Below are 19,094 nucleotides of genomic sequence, written 5' to 3'. Positions count from 1 at the left end.
ACACAGAGGAGGTGAGGCATGGAGAAGCGACTCATCGAGATCGAGGTGGAGAACTTCCGCAGCCTGCGGAAGATCACCCTGCCGCTGCGCCCGCTGAACGTGCTGGTTGGGCCCAACGGTGCCGGCAAGACGAACGTGCTCGACGTGTTCCGGTTCCTCGCCGACGTCATCGGCACCGACCTTCAGCCAGCACTCGACCTCCGGGGCGGCTTCGACGAGGTCGTCTTTCGTGGCGGCGAGAAGCCGCCGACGCACATGCAGATCAAACTCACCGCGACCTGGTCGACCCACAGCAGCCTGAACGCGCCGGACGAGTACCAGTTACGTGTCTCACGGCTGCGGCACGGCCTCTCCCGTCGGGAGAAGTTCGCCTTCAAGCGCACCCAGGGCCGAGGTCGTCGGATCACCATCAGCGGCCAGAAGGTCAACGTCGTCGACACCGGGCGCGGTGGCAGTGAGCGTGAGATCGGCATCAGCGCGCTCAGCAGCGGCCTCTCGACGCTTCCCCGGCTCTCTGACGACCAGGGGGGGTCGGAGGTCTCCACCGTCGCCCAGCGCCTCGCCTCGTTCCGGGTGTTCGACGTACGCGTCGATTCAGCCCGGCAGGCATCGCGCTTTCCACGGGCGAAGACCGAGGTCCTCGATGACGGAGCCGCCAACCTGGCCGGCTTCCTGCTCGCCCTGCGCAGTCGGGACGAGGACGCGTGGCAGCAGTTGGTCGAGGACGCGATGCGGGTGTTGCCGCAACTCGAGGGCATCGACTTCGAGTACCCCTCCGGAGCGGCCCGCGAGGTGGTGATCGTGCTGCACGAACGTGGGCTGCGCCGGCCCACGCAGCTCGCTGACGCCTCGTACGGCACGATTCGGCTGCTCGGCTTGCTCGCGTTGCTCTACGACCCGAACCCGCCCGCGCTGACCTGCGTCGAGGAGATCGACCACGGGTTGCATCCTCAAGCGCTGGAACTGCTGGTGGAGCGACTGCGCGAGGCCAGCGAGCGTACCCAGTTCCTCATCGCCACCCACTCACCGGCGCTCGCCGACCGGCTGCGGCCCGAGGAACTGGTGATTTGTGAGCGGCTCGATGACGGGTCGTCGGCGATCCCGGCGCTGACGGCGGAGCGGATCGAGGAGATCGTGGCGGAGAGTGAGGACCTGCCGCTCGGTGAGCTGTGGTTTTCGGGCGTGCTCGGCGGTGACCTGTGACCCGTCGGGGAGGAACGTCCGTTCGTGCCACCAAACGGCCGGTCGTGGTGCTCGCCGGGGAGGACCGGAACGACCGGGAGTGTCTGCGCGTCCTGCTGGAGGCATGGTGTCCGGCGATGAGCGGTCGGCTGGTCGAGATCAAGGACTCGGTCCGGCTGCTGCACGCCAAGAGCCACGGTGAGTTGACCAGCCGGGTCAAGACGTTGGCCAGCAAGGCGAGGGCGAAGGCGAAACTCGAACGGGCTGACCTCGCCTGCGTCTTCGTGCACGAGGAATTCGACCGGCCCGACGGGGACGAGTACGTTGAGGCCCGGCAGCGCGTGCAGTCCGCGCTCGACGCCCAGTTCGGCAACGCCCACTACCTGCTGTCCGTGGCGGAGGTCGAGGCCTGGCTGCTGATGTTCCCTGCCGCGCTGGCCGGCACCGTGTCCTCGTGGCGAGTGCCGCAGCAGTACCGGAACCGCGACACCGGCACGCTGGTTGACCCGAAGCAGATCCTGATGCGCAACGTCAGCGGCTCGGGGCGGCGTTACCGGGAGTCGGACGCGCCCGGTGTCCTGGCCAAGGCGGTGGCGCTCAACTGCATCGACAATCCGGTCGGCAGTAACCGCTCGTGGAGCCAACTGCGAGCCGATGCCACCGAGTGCTGCACGTCGCACATTCCCAGAGCGAGGAGGCCGCAGTGACGGTCGATGCCCAGAGCGGACTCTTCCCGCATCCCCGGGGTGAGCAGCAGGCGCTGTTCCTGTCCGGGGACGGCGACAGCGACGCCGACCCGCGTTCGCCGCTCGACGTGTCGCAGGTCTTCCCGGCGGCCAGCTCCTACCAGGTGCGCGACGAGCTGGAGGAGCTGATCGGGCGGGACCTGCTGGGACCGTGGGACGGGGAGCGGGAGGAGTTCCCGCCCGGTGCGATGGGCCCTCGGGAGCGGTACCTGGTCGGCATGCTCGGGCCGAAGCAGCGACCGCGCACCGACAAGAGCGCCGAGGTGCAGGACGTGGACGCCGCCGTGCAGGGCGACGGCAGCGAGGCCGAGCTGCCCGAGGTGGTGACCCCGCTGAACCTGGGCAAGATGTGGGCGTCCTCGATGGGGTTGTCGTTCGCCGTGGCCGGTGACACCGACACGCTTTCGGTGACCGCCGAGTGGGGCCGCTACGACCTGCGCGAGTCGGAGGACGACAAGGGCAGGAAGCGCCGGGTCTGGTACCGCGAGCCGGTGTCGTACAGCCGGGAGGTCCGGCTCGACGGCGATACCTCGTACCGGATTCCGCTGACCGTCGCCGACCCGGACGCGCCGGGCGTGCACCTGTCGGTGGAGATCCGGATCCGGGACGGGCAGCGGGTGGTGCAGCTCGCGCTGATCAACGCGCAGGCCGAGCCGGAGAGCAACGCCGACACCGCGTGGCTGTTCCAGTCCGCGCTGACGGTCACCGCGTCGGACGGACACGCGGCGGTCTTCCTCCCTATCGACGACCCGCTGGACGGGGTGAAGGGGATTGGCGACGATGACGAGGAGACGCATCTGCGGCTGCTCTACCGGGCGCAGCGCCGGTACGCCTCCGGTCGCAACGTCGCCGTGCACCCGTGGGTACGCGCCGGGGAACGCCGCGCCCACCAGCTCTTCACCACCTGGCTGCCCACCTACAACGTGCCCGCGACGGTGGCACCGACCGGCCGGGGCACAAGGCTGGCCGGCGTGGAACTATCGATGGACACCCTGGCCACGGCGGACGTCGACGGGCTGCGGACCGGGCTGACGACCCTCGCCGACGGTTACGAGGCTTGGCTCGCCGACGAGGAGGCGAAAATTGCCGAGCTGCCGGAGCCGTTCCGGGACACCGCGCGGCACGCCGTCTTCACCGCCCGCCGGGCCGCCAAGCGGCTCCGGACCGGCATCACCCTGCTGACCGACCCGACGGCCGACCGGCACGGCGAGGCGCTGGCCGCGTTCCGGTTCGCCAACGAGGCCATGGCGTTGCAGCGTCGACACAGCGAGGTGGCCCGGCTGCGGGAGGCGCAAGGCCTGTCGTACGCGGAGGCGAAGGCCGCCGTCGACGCACGTGGCGCCTCGGCTGCCTCCTGGCGCCCCTTCCAGCTCGCCTTCGTCCTGCTGAACCTGCCGTCGTTGACCGACCCGGCGCACCCGGAGCGGGCCGCGAACCGGGACGCCGTCGTCGACCTGCTGTTCTTCCCGACTGGTGGTGGCAAGACCGAGGCGTACCTCGGCCTGACCGCGGTCACCTTCGCCATCCGCCGTCTCCAGGGCGTGGTCGGCTCCGGTGCCGACGCGCGCAGCGGTGATGCCGGGGTGTCGGTGCTGATGCGGTACACGCTGCGGCTGCTCACCGCGCAGCAGTTCCAGCGGGCCGCCGCGCTGATCTGCGCCGCCGAGGTGTTGCGCCGGCGCAACGAGGGCACCTGGGGCGGCGAGCCGTTCCGGATCGGGCTGTGGGTCGGTGGGGGAGTGTCGCCGAACTGGTTCGACGAGGCGGCTGCGCAGATCGCCGAGGCGCGCGAGGCGGGCCACGGCAAGTTCACCAACGTTCTCCAGACCCTGAGCTGCCCGTGGTGCGGGTCGAAGCTGCGGGCCGAGCGGGATCTCGAATCCAGGGAGGACCTCCGGCGGGTCCTGTTGTTCTGCCCGGAGGCGGAAGGGGCGGACGCCTGCCCGTTCTCCCGCACCCGCAGCGCCGAGGGTCTGCCCATCCTCACCGTCGACGAGGAGATCTACCGGTACGCGCCGAGCCTGGTCATCGCCACCGTCGACAAGCTCGCCCAACTGCCCTGGCGGGGTTTCGCCGGGCTGCTCTTCGGCCGGGTACGGCAGCGCTGTCCCCGGCACGGATACCGGCACGACGACCTGGACGCACGTACCGGGTGCAGCAACCGGCACAACAAGAAGGGCAGCCTGGAAGCGGTCACCAGTCAGCCGGTGGTCCGGCTGCGCCCACCGGATCTGATCATCCAGGACGAGCTGCACCTCATCTCCGGTGCGCTCGGCACCATGGTCGGACTCTTCGAAGCGGCCGTCGACCAGCTCTGCACCTGGCCGCTGCCCGGCGGCGGCGCGGCCGGGCCGAAGATCGTCGCGTCGACGGCCACCACCAAGCGGGCCCGAGCTCAGGTGCTCGGTGTCTTCGGGCGGGACCTGGCGGTGTTCCCGCCACCGGTCATCGACATCGCCGACACGTTCTTCAGCCGTCAGGTGCCGGTCACCGTGGACCATCCGGGCCGTCGTTACCTGGGGGTCTGCGCCCACGGCGTACGGATGAAGTCCGCCGAGATCCGGGTCGCGGAGATCCTGCTGCTCGCCGGGCAGACCCTCTTCGACCGGTACGGCTCACCCGCCGACCCGTACCTCACTACGGTGGGGTACTTCAGCGCTACCCGCGAGCTGGCCGGCATGCGCCGGCTCCTGGACGACGACGTGACCACCCGGGTACGCACCCACGGTCGTCGTAAGGGCATGTCGGACCGGCTCACCGGGTCCGTGATGCTCAACGTCCAGGAGCTGACCTCCCGGATCTCGTCGGGAGACATCAGCGACGTGCTGAAGCGGCTGGAGATCGGCTTTGACGCCGAGATCGACACGACCGCCCGGCGTAAGGCGATCTTCGAGGACATGCGGGAGGCCATGAAGGCCAAGACCGCCTCCAACCCGCGGCTCAAACTGCACCCGGTGACCGAACGCTACTACCGGCGGCAGAACGACGGCCGGCTGCCGGTCGACGTGGTGCTGGCCACCTCGATGCTCCAGGTCGGCGTGGACGTGTCCCGGTTCGGTCTGATGGTGGTGACCGGGCAACCGAAGAACACCGCCGAGTACATCCAGGCATCCTCCCGGGTCGGTCGGGACGCCCGCCGCCCCGGCCTGGTGGTGACCCTCTACAACTGGACCCGGCCCCGGGACCTGGCCCACTACGAGGATTTCGAGTACTACCACGCCACCTTCTACCGACAGGTGGAAGCGCTGTCGGTCACCCCGTACACCCGGCGGGCACTGGACCGGGGGACCACCGCGACGCTGGTCGCGGCCGTGCGTAACACGGAGGAAGCTTTCTCCCGCAACACCGATGCCCACGACGTGCCGCTCGAGGGTCCGGAGGTGCGGCGGGTTGTCGACCGCTTCCTCGACCGGGCCGAAACGATCGGTGGCACCCGTGCCCGGGACTACCTCGGCGAGCGGATCAACCGGCTGCGGGACCGGTGGAACGAGCGCAAGACCGGCTCGACGCGGCTCGGCTACGCCGACGGCACCTTCAAGCAGCAGAAGCTCGCCGGCCTGCTCACCGCCGCTGGCGGCGAGCGCTGGACCGACCTGACCGTCGGGCAGTCCATGCGGGAGACCGAGAACGAGATCAACCTGGTGCTGCCCGCTGGGGACAAGATCTTCGACCCGCAGTACGGGGCGCCGGACTGGTCGTTCGGTCCGCCGAGCGACGACGCCCGGGACGAGGACCTTCCCGACGGGGACGAGCTGGGCGAGTCGACGATCGCGGGGAAGGGACACTGATGGCGGGCAAGCACTTCCGGCGGGTCGGGTCAGTCCGTCCCAGCCACCTGATGTTCACCACGGGCGTCGGCGCCATCGTCGACCTGCCCAACTTCTCCGTGCTGGTCCGAGGCCTCGACGACTGGAACTACACCCCGGTTCCCGAGTTGGAACCGATCACCGAGCCACGGCTGCTGTCCGCTGTACGAAAGCTGCTCAAGGACAAGTCCATCAAGGAGCTGCGGCCGGCACCGTGGATGGACGGCGTGGACCAGCAGCCCAACGGTCCGGCCGCGAAGGTCGGCGTGCCGATCACGCCGTTCCCCGGTTGGCTGCGCTGCACCGCCTGTGACGAGCTGGCACCGATCGACGGGGGCGTCTTCGGGTTCGAGAACGCCAAGGCCCGGAAACCACACGAGGCCCGGTTCTTCCACACCGTCTGCGGGCGGAAGAAGTCCGGCCGGCGGCCGATGGCGGTCGCCGCCCGGTTCGTGCTCGCCTGTACCGCCGGCCATCTGGACGACTTCCCCTACACACAGTACGTGCACCAGGGCGGCGGCTGCCCCGACGCCAGCCACCCGAAGCTGCGGATGGACGACCGGGGCGGCAACCTCGGCGCCAACGTCGAGATCAGGTGTGTGCCCTGCGGTGTCCGCCGCAACATGAAGGAGGTCCTCGGGGGACGGGGTGCGGAGAAGCTCCCCCGCTGCCGGGGCCGCCGGGCACACCTCGGCGACTTCGAGCCGGGGGAGTGCAGCGGCGAGCTGAAGCTCCTCATCGTCGGCGCGTCGAACCAGTGGTTCGCCCAGACGCTATCCGCGCTGGCCGTACCCCGTACCGGTGCCAGCGAACTGCAGACCAAGGTGGAGCAGTACTGGGAAGCGCTCAAGGGGATGCCCAGCGTGGACATGCTGCCCTACCTGCGGACCGTCGTGCCGGCACTGCGGGAGTTTGATCGATGGTCAGACCCCCAGGTCTGGGCGGCGATCGAACGGAAGCGCAACGTAGCCAAGGCTGAGGACGAGGAGAAGGGCTATCCGGACCTGCACACCCCGGAGTGGGAGATCTTCTCCGCTGCGGAGTTGGCGCCCGCCACCGACGACTTCACCCTGCGTCGGGACCCGGGCGGCGTGCCGGGCGAGCTGAAGGAGATCTACGCCGACGTGATCCAGGCGGAGCGACTGCGCGAGGTCCGGGCACTGGTCGGCTTCACCCGCCTCGACGCCCCCGACCCGCTCGACCCGGACCTGGTCCAGCGGGCGCCGCTGTTCAAGGCCACCCAGAACTGGATTCCGGCCAGCGAGGTGCGCGGCGAGGGCATCTTCCTGCGTCTTCCCGAGGATTTGCTCACCGAGTGGGAGCGGCGGGTCACCGACACGGAGTGCATGGAGACGCACCGGGAGGCGTACGGGCGGTTCCGGGAGGGCCGCTACTCCGGACGCGTCCGGGGCGGGTTCGAGCGGATGAAGAACTGGCCCGGTGAGCGGTACCTCGCCCTGCACACCCTGTCTCACCTGCTGATCCGCACCATCGCGCTGGAATGCGGCTACAGCTCGGCCAGTCTGTCCGAGCGGATCTACACGAGCACCCCCGACGACCCACGGCGGGCCGGCATTCTCATCTACACCGCCGTTCCGGACGGGGAGGGGACGCTCGGCGGCCTCGTGTCGCTCGCGGAACCCGACGCGCTGGTCCGACTCACCCGGCGGGCCCTAAGCGACGCCCTGCACTGCTCGTCGGATCCGCTCTGCGCCGAGCGGCTTCCGCACCACCCGGAGGACTTCCTGCACGGCGCCGCCTGCCACGTCTGCCTGTTCGTCTCCGAGACGACCTGTGAACGGGGCAACCGGTTCTTGGACCGGCGGTTCGTCGTACCGATCGACCAGCCGGACCTGGCGCTTTTCCCCGAGCTGCCGTGACCTGGCAGCCCGCCTTCGAAGCGGCGGCCGAGGCCGCCGTGCACCGGCTCGGCCCGGCGCACCTGCGGGTGCTGGCTGACCGTCTCGGCGATGGCTCGCCGGAGCAGGGCGCGCTACACGCCGTGCCGGTGCCCGGCTTCACCGAGGCCGCCCGGGCGGTGCTCGCCGCGCGGCGTGCCACGGGAGTGACGAGTATGGAGGCGGCGGCCTACCTGCGGGGACTGGCCGCCGGCCACGCCCAACGGTCGGGTGCGGTGGGGATCGAGGCGGTGTGGAGCGGACCCAGCACCCATCCGGTGCCGGTCCGCGCCACCGCCCAGGTCCTTGTCGAGCTGGTCGCGGAGGCACAGGCCGAGCTGTTGCTGATGACGTACTCCGCCAGGCCCTACCCGCCCCTGCTGTCGGCCCTGACAGCGGCGGTCGCCCGGGGGGTGAGCGTGACGGTCGTGGTCGAGACGCTGGCCGGTGCGCGGGGGGCGTTGAACGGGGCGGAGCCCGCTGCGGCTTTCGCCGACCTGCCTGGTGTCCGGCTGTGGCACTGGCCGGTCGAGCGGCGGGCCGAGGCGCACGCGCGGATGCACGCGAAGATTGCGGTGGCCGATCGCCGGGTGCTGTTGCTGTCCAGTGCCAATCTCACCCAGTCGGGTGTCAACCGCAACATCGAAGCCGGACTGCTGGTACGGGGCGGAACCGCGCCGCAGCGGGCCGCCGAGCACATCGCCGAGCTGCAGAGCCGAGGCGTACTGGTCCCGCTTCCGACGTCCGAGCAGGGGCGGTGAGCATGCCCGGCTTCGTGACGGTGCGGCGACGGCCGTCAATGAGGTGGCCGGAGCAGATGTACCGGTGCGGTGGTGCGGAATGGCGTGGATTCTGGTGAATCGAGAATGGAAGGTTTGGCGCCGTGGGGACGCTGGTCAACGACCGGTATGAACTGGATGAGCTGCCGGTCGGTCGCGGTGGTATGGGCGAGGTGTGGTTCGGCCACGACACCAAACTGGACCGGCCGGTAGCGGTCAAGTTCATCCGCTCACCGGGCGGTGAGCCGGACCGGGACTACATCCGACGGTTCGTGCGCGAGTCCCGGATCACCGCCCGGCTGGAACATCCCGGCGTCCCTGCCGTCTATGACGTCGGCACCCACGAGGGCCGTCCCTACCTCGTCATGCAGCGCATCAACGGAATCAGTGTCGCTGACCTGGTGGCGGAGCAGGGGGCCCTTCCTGTCGGCTGGTCGGCGGCGATCGCCGCCCAGGTCTGCGCGGTGCTCACCGCCGCACATCAGGCTTCGCTCGTGCACCGGGACCTGAAGCCGAGCAACCTCATGCTCCAGCCGGACGGTGCCGTCAAGGTTCTCGACTTCGGGCTCGCCGCGGCACCGACCCTCTCCGACTTTTCGAAGATCACCATGACGGGCCTGCCGCCCGGCACGCCCCAGTACATGGCACCGGAGCAGATCCAGACCAACATGAGCGGCCCCGCCACCGATCTGTACGCATTGGGCTGCACCCTGCACGAGATGCTCACCGGGAAGCGGCTGTTCACCGGTACTACGTCGTACGACGTGTGGAGCAAGCAGGTTGGTCACGAACCACTGCCGGTGCGCGGTGTACGCGACGACGTCCCCGCCGGGTTGGAAGATCTGCTGCTGCACCTGCTGCAGAAGAAGCCCGAGGACCGGCCCGCGAGTGCGCGAGTCGTCTACGACCGGCTGATGCCCTTCGCCACCGAGCTCGGACCGCTCCCGGGTGTCCTTCACCCGCCATCGACGATCAGCCCCATCCTCATGTACGGCGCGGTGCTCGGACGGGTGTTCGGCGGCCCGCCGCCCGCTGGGCCGGCCCGCCCGCCGATGCCATCCGCACCGCTGCCCAAGCCGTCGGCGTCGCCGCACCGGCGTAACGAGGCGCGGTCGGAGATCGGCCGCTCAGAGCTGCGGCGCGTACGGGCGGAGGCGAACCGCCTGGCTGGGTCGTCTCGGTACGGGCAGGCGTCGAAACTGCTCGCCGCCGCGATCCAGCCGGCGATCGACGCGCTCGGCAGGACCGACGGTGACGTGGTGCGGGTCAGGCTCGAACTCGCCGACGCGTTGTTCGAGGAAGGTAACTACCGGCAGGCCGCCCCGGTGTACGAGGAACTCGCCGAAGACATCGCGCGGGAGGACGGGCCGCAGACCGAACTCGCGCTGCGCTGCCGCCTCCGCAGTTCCACCTGCCGGGCCCTGTTCGGGGAGACGAGCGAGGCGCTGCGGCAGCTCGAAGCCCTGGTGCTTGATCAGGAAAAGGCCTTCGGCCCCGGTGACCCCCGCACCCTGGAGCTGCGTCGTCAGATCGGCCTGCTCCAGCTCGGCGCGGGTCAACGACGCGCGGCCGAGCAGACACTGAGCCGGCTCCTCGCCGAGGTGACCCGGCTGCACAGCTCCAGCCACCCCAGCGCCCGGGAGATCGCCGATCTGCTGTCCGGGCTGCGCGGCCCCGGCACCCGATAGCCACGAAACCCGCCGACCATCGGCAACCGCACCACCGCACCGACCGAGCAGGTGACCCGCCGCCGGGAGGCGGCGCCGACTAAGGAGAGCGTCATGGGTGTCAACGCCACCCCGATCGAGCACATCTCGATCCGCGTACCCTGGCACGACAGCGGCTGGCGCGGAACGGTCTGCGCCGATCCGCACGGCAACGGCACATGTGTGCTGCTCAAGAACATCGGCCAGAGGCGGCGTGACGCGCACGAGCAACACCATGCCGGCCGGGAGATCGCCGATCTGACGCTGGACGAGGCACCACCGTGCGTCGCCGAACGCGCCACCTTCATGTCCCCCCGGGTCATCCCGTTCGAGCGGAAGCACCCCTTCGTCGAGAAATCACCGGCGTTCGCGACCTTCCGGCCCACGGCGCAGACCATGCCCCCGTACTCCGCGCAGGCCGTTCCCTTCCGGTGGATGTCACGCGTCGGAGCACAGGCGGTCAGCGAGGAGCGTCGGATCGGCTTGCTTCCTGAGCTGGAGGAACAGGTCGACTCCATCACCGGCTGGGACAACTCGTCGTGGATGATGCACGGGGACAATCAGCGTGCCCTGCTGGACGCCTTCTTCAGCACCGTGCAGCCGCAACATAGCCTCGTCTTCTTCTATGCCAAGCACAGTCCACTCAGCGATGATCCGCGTCGCCTGCTGGTCGGCGTCGCCCTGGTCACCGACGTGACTCCCACCGGCGCCTACCTGAGCAACGGCGGAGAGCAGTTCCCCGCCCAGATGTGGGAAACCAGCATCGGGCACTCGCTCCGTCCCGACCAGCAGCAGGGCTTCCTCATGCCGTACCAGGCATTGCTCGAGGCCCGGGACCGTCGGGGCGTTGACGTCAGCGATGCCCTGGCCTTCGCGCCGGAGGGCGGCTGGGAGGCTTTCTCGTACGTCACCGAACATGTCAGCCACGACCTGGCAATCGATGGACTGCTATCGCTGTTCGCTGCGGGACGGGCTGCCCGACGGATCCTCGGTGACAATGCGGGGCCGTTGGGGCTCGACTGGCTGGAAGGGCAGCTCAACCGGCTGTGGAAGCTACGCGGGCCGCGTCCCGGCCTGGCCAGCGTCATGGCTGCTCTCGGTGTGCCGCAGTATGTGACGTTCGCCCACATGGTCGCGGCGGCCGCTGGTCCCGGCGCTGACCCGTGGCCGACGCTGGAAGCGGCGATGGCGGACCCTGGCCGCCTCGGGATCACCGCGGAGCGGCACCTGACCCCCAGTCTCCGAGCCGTGTGGAAGGCACTCAAGCCGGAACGGCGGGAACTGCTGCATCTGCTGAGCCGCTTCTCCCTGACCAGGGAACAGGCCGAGCGGTTCTTCGTCGTCGAACAGCGTGACCCCGCGCTCACCGACGCCGGCATCATCGCCAATCCGTACCGCCTCTACGAGGCCGACCGCGACCAGCCGTACGCCGTGCCATTCGCGATCATCGACCGTGGGTGCTTCCCAGACGAGGCGGTCGCGGCCGTCTTCCCACTGCCCAGGCCCAGCGCCATGGACGACGGTCTCGACGCCCGCCGGGTGGGTGCACTCCTCATCGACGAGCTGACCCGGGCGAAGGCGGCGGGCCACACACTCCAACCGCAGGCCGAACTGGTCAGCAGGATCCGCGAGCGCACCCTCAGCGTGCCCTGCCCCGTCACCGGGGACGTGCTCGACGCGCACGGGCTGTCCGCGAGTACCCTGCCTCCGAACGCCCCGCTGACCGGGATCACCCTGCCCGGTGGAGCGCCCGCACTGCAGCTCACCGAGCTGGCCCGGGTCGGTGTCGTCATCCGTGACCACGTCGAGCGGCGGTTGAGGGCGACGCCGATCGCAGGTGGGCCCGACTTCACCGGTCGGCTCGACACGCTGTTCGGTCCGATGGACCACATCCTGCCGCAGGACGAACTCGACGCCGAGAGCCGCGCCCGAGCCGAGAAGGTCGCGGCCCTGGACGTCCTCTACACCTCGCGGATCAGTGTCCTCATCGGTTCGGCCGGCACCGGCAAGACCACGCTCCTCCGGGTGTTGCGGCACACCGAGTCGGTGGCCGCCGGGGGAGTGCTCCTCGTCGCTCCGACCGGCAAGGCTCGGGTGCAGTTGGCGCACCGGGTCGGGGCCGAGGCGGTCACGCTGGCCCAGTTCCTCATCGCTACCCGAAGGTACGATCCGCGGACCGAGCGGTACCTGGTGACGGGAGATGTGCAGACCCGCGCGAAGAACTTCAAGACGGTGGTGGTTGACGAGGCATCCATGCTCACCGAGGAGCAACTCGCCGCGCTACTGGACGCGGTCACCGGAGTGCAGCGACTGATCCTGGTCGGTGACCCCCGACAGCTGCCGCCGATCGGTGCTGGTCGACCCTTCGTCGATGTCGCGCGTCGGCTCGCTCCCGACGACATCGCCACCCGAACCATCCGCTGCGCACCCGGGTACGCCGAACTCACCATTCCCCGGCGGCAGGTCGGCCAAGAGCGCGATGATCTGGTGTTGGCCAGTTGGTTCGCTGATGGCGAGCTGTCACCGGCGGCCGACCTCGTCTGGGAACGACTGCGGGCGGGCGAGCGGATGGCGACGCTGCGCGCGGTGCGGTACAAAGCGGCTGACCTGTTCACCACCCTGGTTGCCGTCCTGCGGGAGGAAGTCACGGAGCTGAAGGAGGCCACCGACGACGAGCTAGCGGTCGCGTTCGGTCGCAGCTACGGCGGTGCCGTGTCGGGTAAGGGCAATCTCTACTTCCCAGGAGGTTCGGGAGGCCGTGTCGATGCCTGGCAGATTCTCTCACCGGTCCGTAGCCGAGGCTGGGGGACCATCGAGATCAACCGGGCGTTGAAGGACACGTTCGGCACCCGTGCGCTTGAGCAGGCGATCGGGCCGAAGCGCTGGCACGCCAAGGCGATCGGCCCGGAGCGGATCGTGGTCGGTGACAAGGTGATCAACATCCGCAACCATCAGTTCAAGCTCTCCCGGATCTACCCGAAGGACGCCGAGCGGTTCGTTGCCAACGGGGAACTCGGTGTGGTGGTGGGGCAAAGCCGCTCCAAGTGGGTCACCTGGCCACCGAACAAGACCGAGATCGAGTTCAGCGGCCGCGAGAAGGCCAAGTACGACTTCTACGACTGGTCCGACGACGACCGCGCGCCGATGCTCGAACTCGCGTGGGCGATCACGATCCACAAGGCGCAGGGGAGTGAGTTCGGCATCACCGTCGTCGTGCTCCCCGCCGATGGTGCCGGGCTGAGCAGGGAGCTCCTCTACACTGCCCTGACCCGGCAGAAGGGCCGGGTAATCCTGCTACACGAGGCCGACCTCGACGAGATCGCCCGCCGGGGCTCGGCCGTCTACTCCGACACCGCCCGCCGGCTGACCAGCCTCTTCACCCCGTCCGATCCGATCCAGGTAGCTGACGTCGTGGTCGATCGAGGGCTGGTCCACCGTACCGACCGCGGTGAGTTGGTACGGAGCAAGAGCGAGCTGCTGATCGCCAACCTGTTGCACGAGCTTGACCTGTCCTACGACTACGAGGTGCCGTTCACCGGCAAGGATGGTCGGACCGTCCGGCCCGACTTCACCATCGACACGGATCTCGGAGAGAAGGTGATCTGGGAACACCTCGGCATGCTGTCGGACCCCCGTTACGCCAGGAAGTGGGAGCAGAAGAAGGCCTGGTACGCGAGGAACGGTGTCCTTCCGGCCGAGGAGGGCGGTGGATCGCAAGCCACCCTGGTCGTGACCGCGGAGCACGATGGGGTGGACTTCCCTGCCTGGCGGAGGCTCGCACAGGAGGTCTCCGGTCGGTGAGGCACGGGAGGGTGCGCAGCGCGCACCCTCCCGTCCCGGTCCTGAACGATGCCCGGCTGGCGCATGTGAGGTCGCGGCGCTTACCGAGGGTTAGCGTGACAGGGCGCGGAGGCGATACGGGCCTACGACGAGGAAGGGCCGAGCCTGCCTTCCGTCAGGCCGTCGCCGACCTCGCGGGCCAGGACGGCTCCGGTCGCCGCGGCCCTGTCCAGGAGGTGGCGAAACTCGAGGAGTTGGCGGAAGGCTTGTCCGTACGCCTGCTGCTGATCCAACGGTAGAACGGGGATTGTGAGTCGCCGGATGCCGATGCGTAGCGTGCCGGTGTTGTTGGCGGCGTGCCCGGTGAGTCGTAGGTGGGCCGTGCGGGAGAGAACACCGGCCACGAACCAGGGATCGAGGCGGCCGGTGTCGACTCGGATCAACTGGGTGCCGGATCCGATCTCGGCTCCGACCTGTGCAGGCATCGCGACCCGGGCAATGACCCTGTGGCCCATGACCGGAACAAGGATGTCGTCGACGTGGACCTGCGGCCCCAGTCCGTCGCTAAGGAGCGGGCGACGCAACCCGTGGCAGGACCACCGGACCGGACGTCGGCTGGGGTCAGTACGACGGTGCTGGCATCAGTGCTGCCGGACCGGCTGCGGGACAGGGCGCGTTGGACGGTGACGGCGCCGGACCGGATCAGGTCGGTGACCTCGGCCCAGGGTGCGTCGCGGAGCGACGTCAGCGGTGTGTCGCGGACTACGGGCAGGCCGTTTCGCACGCGCTCGACGAGGCGGTCGAAGTCGTTGATCCTAGCGATGATCTCGGCCGGGTTGGCGACGAATGTGCCGGCTCTCGGCAGGTGCCGTTGCGGCGTCAGGTCGACCCGGTCGTCTAGCAGCTCGATGGCGGGTACGGCGCGGTGAACGCCCGGCACCTCGGCGTAGTGACCGGAGCGGTAGGCATGCCACGCGGCCCCAACGGTCTGGACGAGAGGTTGGTTGGCGGATACGGCGGCGGTGGTGTCGACCATGAGCACGTCACCGGCGTGCGGGTGGTGCGGGTTCGGCTGGGTGAGGACCCAGAGGTGTAGCCCGATGGCGGCTGGGGGCATCAAGCCGGCGGGGAGGGCGATGACCGCGCGTAGCGCGGCGCGGCGGATCAGTTCCGCGCGGATGCGGCGTCCTGCGGGGCGTGATGCGGCTGCCGGGGGCATGAGCACGACGGCGGAACCGTCGGGGGAAAGGTGCGCCAGGGCATGTTGCACCCAGGCGAGTTCGGGTTCGGTGCGTGGAGGTGGACCATAGGTCCAGCGGTGGTCGTCGGCGAGGCGATCGTGTCCCTAGTCATGGATTCCGAACGGGAAGTTCGCGACGACGACGTCTGCCCGTAGGTCGGGTAGGGCGTCGGCGAGCAGGCTGTCACCGACGTGCACCACGGGCGGCGGTGACGTGTGTCCGGCGTGTCGGGCGCGTAGGTGCACGAACCACAGGCGTAGCAGAGTGATCAGCGCGTACCCCGGATTGTTCTCCTGGGCGTAGCACCTGGTGGTGGTGCCGTTGTGCAGGGCCCGGTCGGCGGCCATCCGGAGGAGGGATCCGGTGCCGGTGGTGAAGTCGAAGGTGCGGGCTCCGGAGCCGGCGAGAGTCAGCATCACTTCCGCGACGACGTCTGGCGGGCCGGCAAGCCCGGGCGCCGAGCGGGCGGAGGTCACGTACTGGCGGTGCAGGTGTTCGAAGGCGGTCTCCGCGCTTTGTTCTGCGCCGAGCTGGTCGACTGCGCGGAGCAGCGCGGACAGCTGCGCGGTCCACTGGTGCGGGAACACTGCACCGACCAACTCGGCCAGCTGGCATCGAGTGTGTACAGATGGCTGATGAGCTGGTCCGGAGTGGGTAGCCCCTCGGTGGGGAGATCGGCCCGATCGGCGCGTACGAGCAGGAACGCGCCAGCGATGCCGAGCACGTCGCTGATCTGTGCTGCGGGGCGGTAACTCTCGATGTGCCGCCATGCCTGTCGCGCGGTGTCGACGTGCTGCATTCGACTGTGGTGGTGTAGCCACTGGTCCACGTCACGTGCGTCGAAGGCCGGGCTGGTCGGGGTGCCGCCCACGGACGCGGGGAAGTCGGCGTACCGCCGACGCCAGTTGCTCACGGCGGCCCGGCTGACGTTCGCAAGTCGTGCGATGTCGCTGGAGGTGAGGGTGGCCTCGCTCGGGGTCCTGCTTGGTTCGATGCCCACCCGTGAACGCTAGCATGAGCGAATTACTTGTGTACACGGTTCACAGACGCTATCTTGTTGGCGGTTACGGGCCATCAGCCTCTGGAGGAACGATGCCGCGTCGAGGACGCAGTGCCACCATCGGGAAGTTCGCGAAGCTTGCTCAGGAGCGCCGGGCGTCCGAGATCAGAATGCTCGGCGAACTGCTGCGCAGCGAGCAGGAAGCCAGGTCCGGGACCAACGCGCTGGCCCCGCTGTAGGCGCACTCGTCAGTGCGCTGACCGAAGCCGTCCCCAACCTGACTATCCAAGGAGGATCATGAAACCCCTTGCTCGTACCTTTGTCTTCTGCGGCCTCCACGATTCGGCCAATCGAGTACGTCTGGCGTGGCGCGCAGCGGTACCGCGCCGGTTGCATGGAAGGCCCAACCGCCCTGGCGTACGCGCGAGTGCGCCTTGACCCCGTCGTCGGCGCGGCGGTCGCTGACGCCTACATGGCCGCGCCCGTAAGGGACGAGCGGGCCTACGCCGCCTACGCCGCGTTCTGCCGGGAGACGGTGCGGCAGTACCACTACCTGGTGGGCCGGCAGGAGTACGGCGGCCTGGGCGTATCCGTGCGGATCGTCGACACCGATCCGTACCCGGACATGGCCTCGCTAATGGACGACGTGCGGCAGCGCCGGCTGAAGGTCTGGGCGAGCGCCGCCACCGGCAATCCGCATCCGTACCTGAGCGACGGGGAAAACGACATGTTTCGCGCCGTCCACGACGTGTTCGGACACGCAGCAACCGGTTGTGGGTTCGACCGGCACGGCGAAGAGGCTGCCTGGCTGAAACACAGCCGCATGTACTCGCGGCTGGCCGGTCGTGCCCTGGCAACCGAAACGCGCGGGCAGAACTGCGCCCAGATCTTCCACTACGGGGGCACACGATTCCCGCAACAGAAGGCGGTGCTGCTGCCACGGCCGCTCAGGTATCCACGCCTGGTGTACGCCGCCGACCCCGCGACGGAGGCCGCTGCCCCGCGCTAAGCCCGGCGATCGGCTCGACGGCCCAGGCTGTGGGTGCAGTCGAAATGTCCAGCAGGACCCGACTCCTACCCAAGATCCTCGACCTCCCCGAGTCGGCATGGATCAACAGACTCGAGCCGGAGCCACAGGCCCCAGCGCGATCTGTCCTCAAAGCACAATGGACACTCTCGTCATGCCGATGAGAGATGACCCCGCCAAGGATCGAGAGCAATGGATCACGGCCGTCTGCGCGGGGTTGGTCGGGCAGACGGTGGAGAGTCCCGCGCTCGATCCGGCGAGGATCGTCCCCGGGTTAGGTGAGCCCGACCTGATTCAGGCCCTGGTCGTGGCGCGTGTTGCGGCTCTTGTTTCCGCTGGTCGCTCGACCGCCGACGTCGCACGGCTCCTGACCGCCAGTGGTGTTCTCGCTGGGCCGGGGGTCGAGCCGGAGCGTTTTAGCGGTTTGGTGGAAACTGTCCGGTGGCAGATGGCCCACGTCGGGATGGGGGAATCGGCTTGGTTGCTCGGCTGCGGGTTGCCGGCCTGGAGTCCAGAAAGCATCTACCGGCTTCTGCTGGAGCTCTGGTCGGCGCGGCGCCTCGAATCGGTCACGCGCGACCGAGGTAAGCGGGAGCTCACCCGGTACTGGGGTGTTCGGGACCCGGCATGGATTGAGGCATGCTTGTCGCGCTCACCGAGTCCGTTGAGGGCGTACACGAGCATCTGGGAAGTGCTCGAGGCCGAGCCGGACGTCCGGGTACGGAACTGCGCCGCGATCGCGCTACGCGGCGACGCCCAGAGTAAGCGCGCGCTCGAAACCTGGGTGGACTCGTTCGTCGGAAACACCTCGAAGGCCCGGCACCTGCTCATGATCGGAATGGACCGGGTGAACGCCGGGCAGGCATTGCGGTTCCTGCGTCGTCTTGAGGATGCGCCGGACGCGGGCCTAAGGAAGATCGCGTCCCACGCCGTGGAGATTATCGAGAGGCAGCGGGAGCGGGTGGCTGAAGCGGTCGAGGGCCTGAGCACCCTGGAACGGCACCTGCTGCGCGGTCGCACTGACGAGGAACGCTTCCAGGACGGATGTCTCGCGGAGTTGCTCCGATGGTCTTACGCCCCGATCGCCAGATCCTGGACGGCCAGGCCGGATGTGGCGCATGGCCTGTGGGGTCCGCTGCCCTGGTGGCGAATCCGGGTGCGCGGCGATGATCAGGTAGAGGCGGCCACCGCCACCCTGGCGGAGGGGACCCGACTCCTCGGTCTCACCCGAGACCCGGACTCGTCAGGTCGGTTGGAGCTGATCTGCCGCCGGCCGCGAACTGGATCGCCTGGCCTGCGCGCCCACTTCGCGTTCGATCTCACCAATCCGGCCCACGCTGGCGAACTCCTGCTCATCGGCAGGCGCGGTGAGGTCTGCGTCGACATGGTCCAGGCGTCCGACATCGAGGAGGACATCTACCTGGGCACGCTGCGGGTCACGGCCGGAGACGAGCTGGCGCATATGCTGATCGAAATCGCCTCGAAGGCGCTCACCGAGCTTCCCGGCGCTCCCAAGGTGGATGTCGACGGCCATGGGGTCTCGGCGCTCGGTGAGGTGCTGCGGCAGGCTGCTTACGGTGCCACGCGCCTCGACCAGTGGCCGGCCGAGCGCGAGGTGCTGGTCGCCATGTCGGCGGGACCCGCCGGAAAGGTCGTGCTGGAGACCACCGATCCGCCGACGCCGCTGGCGGGGCCGCGCCGGGCCAGGGTATCCGCCGAGCCAGGGAGCGGCTTCGTTTACGTGCAGCGGAACCCCGCCATGCCTGACATGCTCAAGATCGGTTTCACCCGGCGGTTGCCTGAGAGAGTGTTGTGATACCTCGGTGTGATCTTCGCTGACTGTGTCAGCGAAGATCACGTCTGTGTCGCTGTGTCTGTAAACCGGCGTACGAGTCGTCGCTGACGGACGGGCAGTGGGCGGTGATCGAG

The 19,094-nt window shown here is 69.0% G+C and carries 12 protein-coding genes and 1 pseudogene; 10 read left to right on the top strand and 3 right to left on the bottom strand.

The features are described 5' to 3' along the window. The first annotated feature begins 18 nt into the window (after positions 1 to 18). From QSK20_RS06695 to QSK20_RS06665, 7 genes are all read left to right on the top strand, one after another. Positions 19 to 1,203 (top strand): AAA family ATPase, encoded by a 1,185-nt coding sequence (locus QSK20_RS06695; protein WP_285787693.1) that lies wholly within the window; start codon positions 19 to 21, stop codon positions 1,201 to 1,203. Continuing rightward, positions 1,200 to 1,889, top strand: coding sequence for a hypothetical protein (locus QSK20_RS06690; RefSeq protein ID WP_285787692.1), 690 nt, complete (start codon positions 1,200 to 1,202; stop codon positions 1,887 to 1,889). Before QSK20_RS06695 ends, QSK20_RS06690 begins: the two co-directional genes overlap by 4 nt. After that, positions 1,886 to 5,716: a DISARM system helicase DrmA gene (gene drmA / locus QSK20_RS06685; protein ID WP_285787691.1), complete on the top strand. Its 3,831-nt coding sequence runs from the start codon at positions 1,886 to 1,888 to the stop codon at positions 5,714 to 5,716. Before QSK20_RS06690 ends, drmA begins: the two co-directional genes overlap by 4 nt. Further along, positions 5,716 to 7,614, top strand: coding sequence for an MrfA Zn-binding domain-containing protein (gene drmB / locus QSK20_RS06680; RefSeq protein ID WP_285787690.1), 1,899 nt, complete (start codon positions 5,716 to 5,718; stop codon positions 7,612 to 7,614). Before drmA ends, drmB begins: the two co-directional genes overlap by 1 nt. Beyond that, positions 7,611 to 8,393: a DISARM system phospholipase D-like protein DrmC gene (drmC, locus tag QSK20_RS06675; protein ID WP_285787689.1), complete on the top strand. Its 783-nt coding sequence runs from the start codon at positions 7,611 to 7,613 to the stop codon at positions 8,391 to 8,393. Before drmB ends, drmC begins: the two co-directional genes overlap by 4 nt. A 122-nt stretch (positions 8,394 to 8,515) precedes the next feature. Then, entirely contained in the window at positions 8,516 to 10,099 is a 1,584-nt protein-coding gene (locus QSK20_RS06670; protein WP_285787688.1) for a serine/threonine-protein kinase, read from the top strand. A 93-nt stretch (positions 10,100 to 10,192) separates the two neighbouring features. Further along, on the top strand, positions 10,193 to 13,918 hold the full coding sequence (locus QSK20_RS06665) for an AAA family ATPase (RefSeq protein ID WP_285787687.1): 3,726 nt from the start codon (positions 10,193 to 10,195) through the stop codon (positions 13,916 to 13,918). 122 nt (positions 13,919 to 14,040) lie between these two features. Here the strand turns inward: QSK20_RS06665 and QSK20_RS06660 are convergent, their stop codons facing one another. From QSK20_RS06660 to QSK20_RS06650, 3 genes and pseudogenes are all read right to left on the bottom strand, one after another. Next, positions 14,041 to 14,412 carry a restriction endonuclease subunit S domain-containing protein gene (locus tag QSK20_RS06660; RefSeq protein ID WP_285788074.1) on the bottom strand — a complete coding sequence of 124 codons (372 nt, stop codon included), beginning with the start codon at positions 14,410 to 14,412 and terminating at the stop codon, positions 14,041 to 14,043. Then, a pseudogene (locus QSK20_RS06655) lies at positions 14,337 to 15,614 on the bottom strand (N-6 DNA methylase). Before QSK20_RS06655 ends, QSK20_RS06660 begins: the two are co-directional and overlap by 76 nt. Continuing rightward, entirely contained in the window at positions 15,611 to 16,138 is a 528-nt protein-coding gene (locus QSK20_RS06650) for a helix-turn-helix transcriptional regulator (protein WP_285787686.1), read from the bottom strand. The pseudogene QSK20_RS06655 and the gene QSK20_RS06650 overlap by 4 nt, the downstream one beginning before the upstream one ends. Positions 16,139 to 16,230: 92 nt before the next feature. On the opposite strand from QSK20_RS06650, the gene QSK20_RS06645 reads away from it, so the two are divergent. The 3 genes from QSK20_RS06645 to QSK20_RS06635 all read left to right on the top strand — a co-directional run bounded on the left by QSK20_RS06645 (position 16,231) and on the right by QSK20_RS06635 (position 18,981). Beyond that, on the top strand, positions 16,231 to 16,377 hold the full coding sequence (locus tag QSK20_RS06645; protein ID WP_285787685.1) for a hypothetical protein: 147 nt from the start codon (positions 16,231 to 16,233) through the stop codon (positions 16,375 to 16,377). 188 nt (positions 16,378 to 16,565) lie between these two features. After that, complete coding sequence (locus tag QSK20_RS06640; RefSeq protein ID WP_285787684.1) at positions 16,566 to 17,147, top strand: hypothetical protein; 582 nt, start codon at positions 16,566 to 16,568, stop codon at positions 17,145 to 17,147. 172 nt (positions 17,148 to 17,319) lie between these two features. Beyond that, on the top strand, positions 17,320 to 18,981 hold the full coding sequence (locus QSK20_RS06635) for a GIY-YIG nuclease family protein (RefSeq protein ID WP_285787683.1): 1,662 nt from the start codon (positions 17,320 to 17,322) through the stop codon (positions 18,979 to 18,981). The last annotated feature ends 113 nt before the right edge of the window (positions 18,982 to 19,094 follow it).

Source organism: Micromonospora sp. NBRC 101691 (assembly GCF_030269285.1).
In the GTDB taxonomy this organism is placed as follows: Bacteria; Actinomycetota; Actinomycetes; order Mycobacteriales; family Micromonosporaceae; genus Micromonospora; species Micromonospora echinospora.
The sequence above is the reverse complement of the archived record's forward strand: the minus strand, read 5'-3'. Positions and strand labels throughout refer to the sequence as shown.

Coding starts and splice junctions, on each gene's coding strand:
- QSK20_RS06695 (WP_285787693.1), top strand. CDS start 19: ATGGAGAAGCGACTCATCGAGATCGAGGTGGAGAACTTCCGCAGCCTG.
- QSK20_RS06665 (WP_285787687.1), top strand. CDS start 10,193: ATGGGTGTCAACGCCACCCCGATCGAGCACATCTCGATCCGCGTACCC.
- QSK20_RS06645 (WP_285787685.1), top strand. CDS start 16,231: ATGCCGCGTCGAGGACGCAGTGCCACCATCGGGAAGTTCGCGAAGCTT.
- QSK20_RS06635 (WP_285787683.1), top strand. CDS start 17,320: ATGCCGATGAGAGATGACCCCGCCAAGGATCGAGAGCAATGGATCACG.
- QSK20_RS06660 (WP_285788074.1), bottom strand. CDS start 14,412: ATGGGCCACAGGGTCATTGCCCGGGTCGCGATGCCTGCACAGGTCGGA.
- drmB (WP_285787690.1), top strand. CDS start 5,716: ATGGCGGGCAAGCACTTCCGGCGGGTCGGGTCAGTCCGTCCCAGCCAC.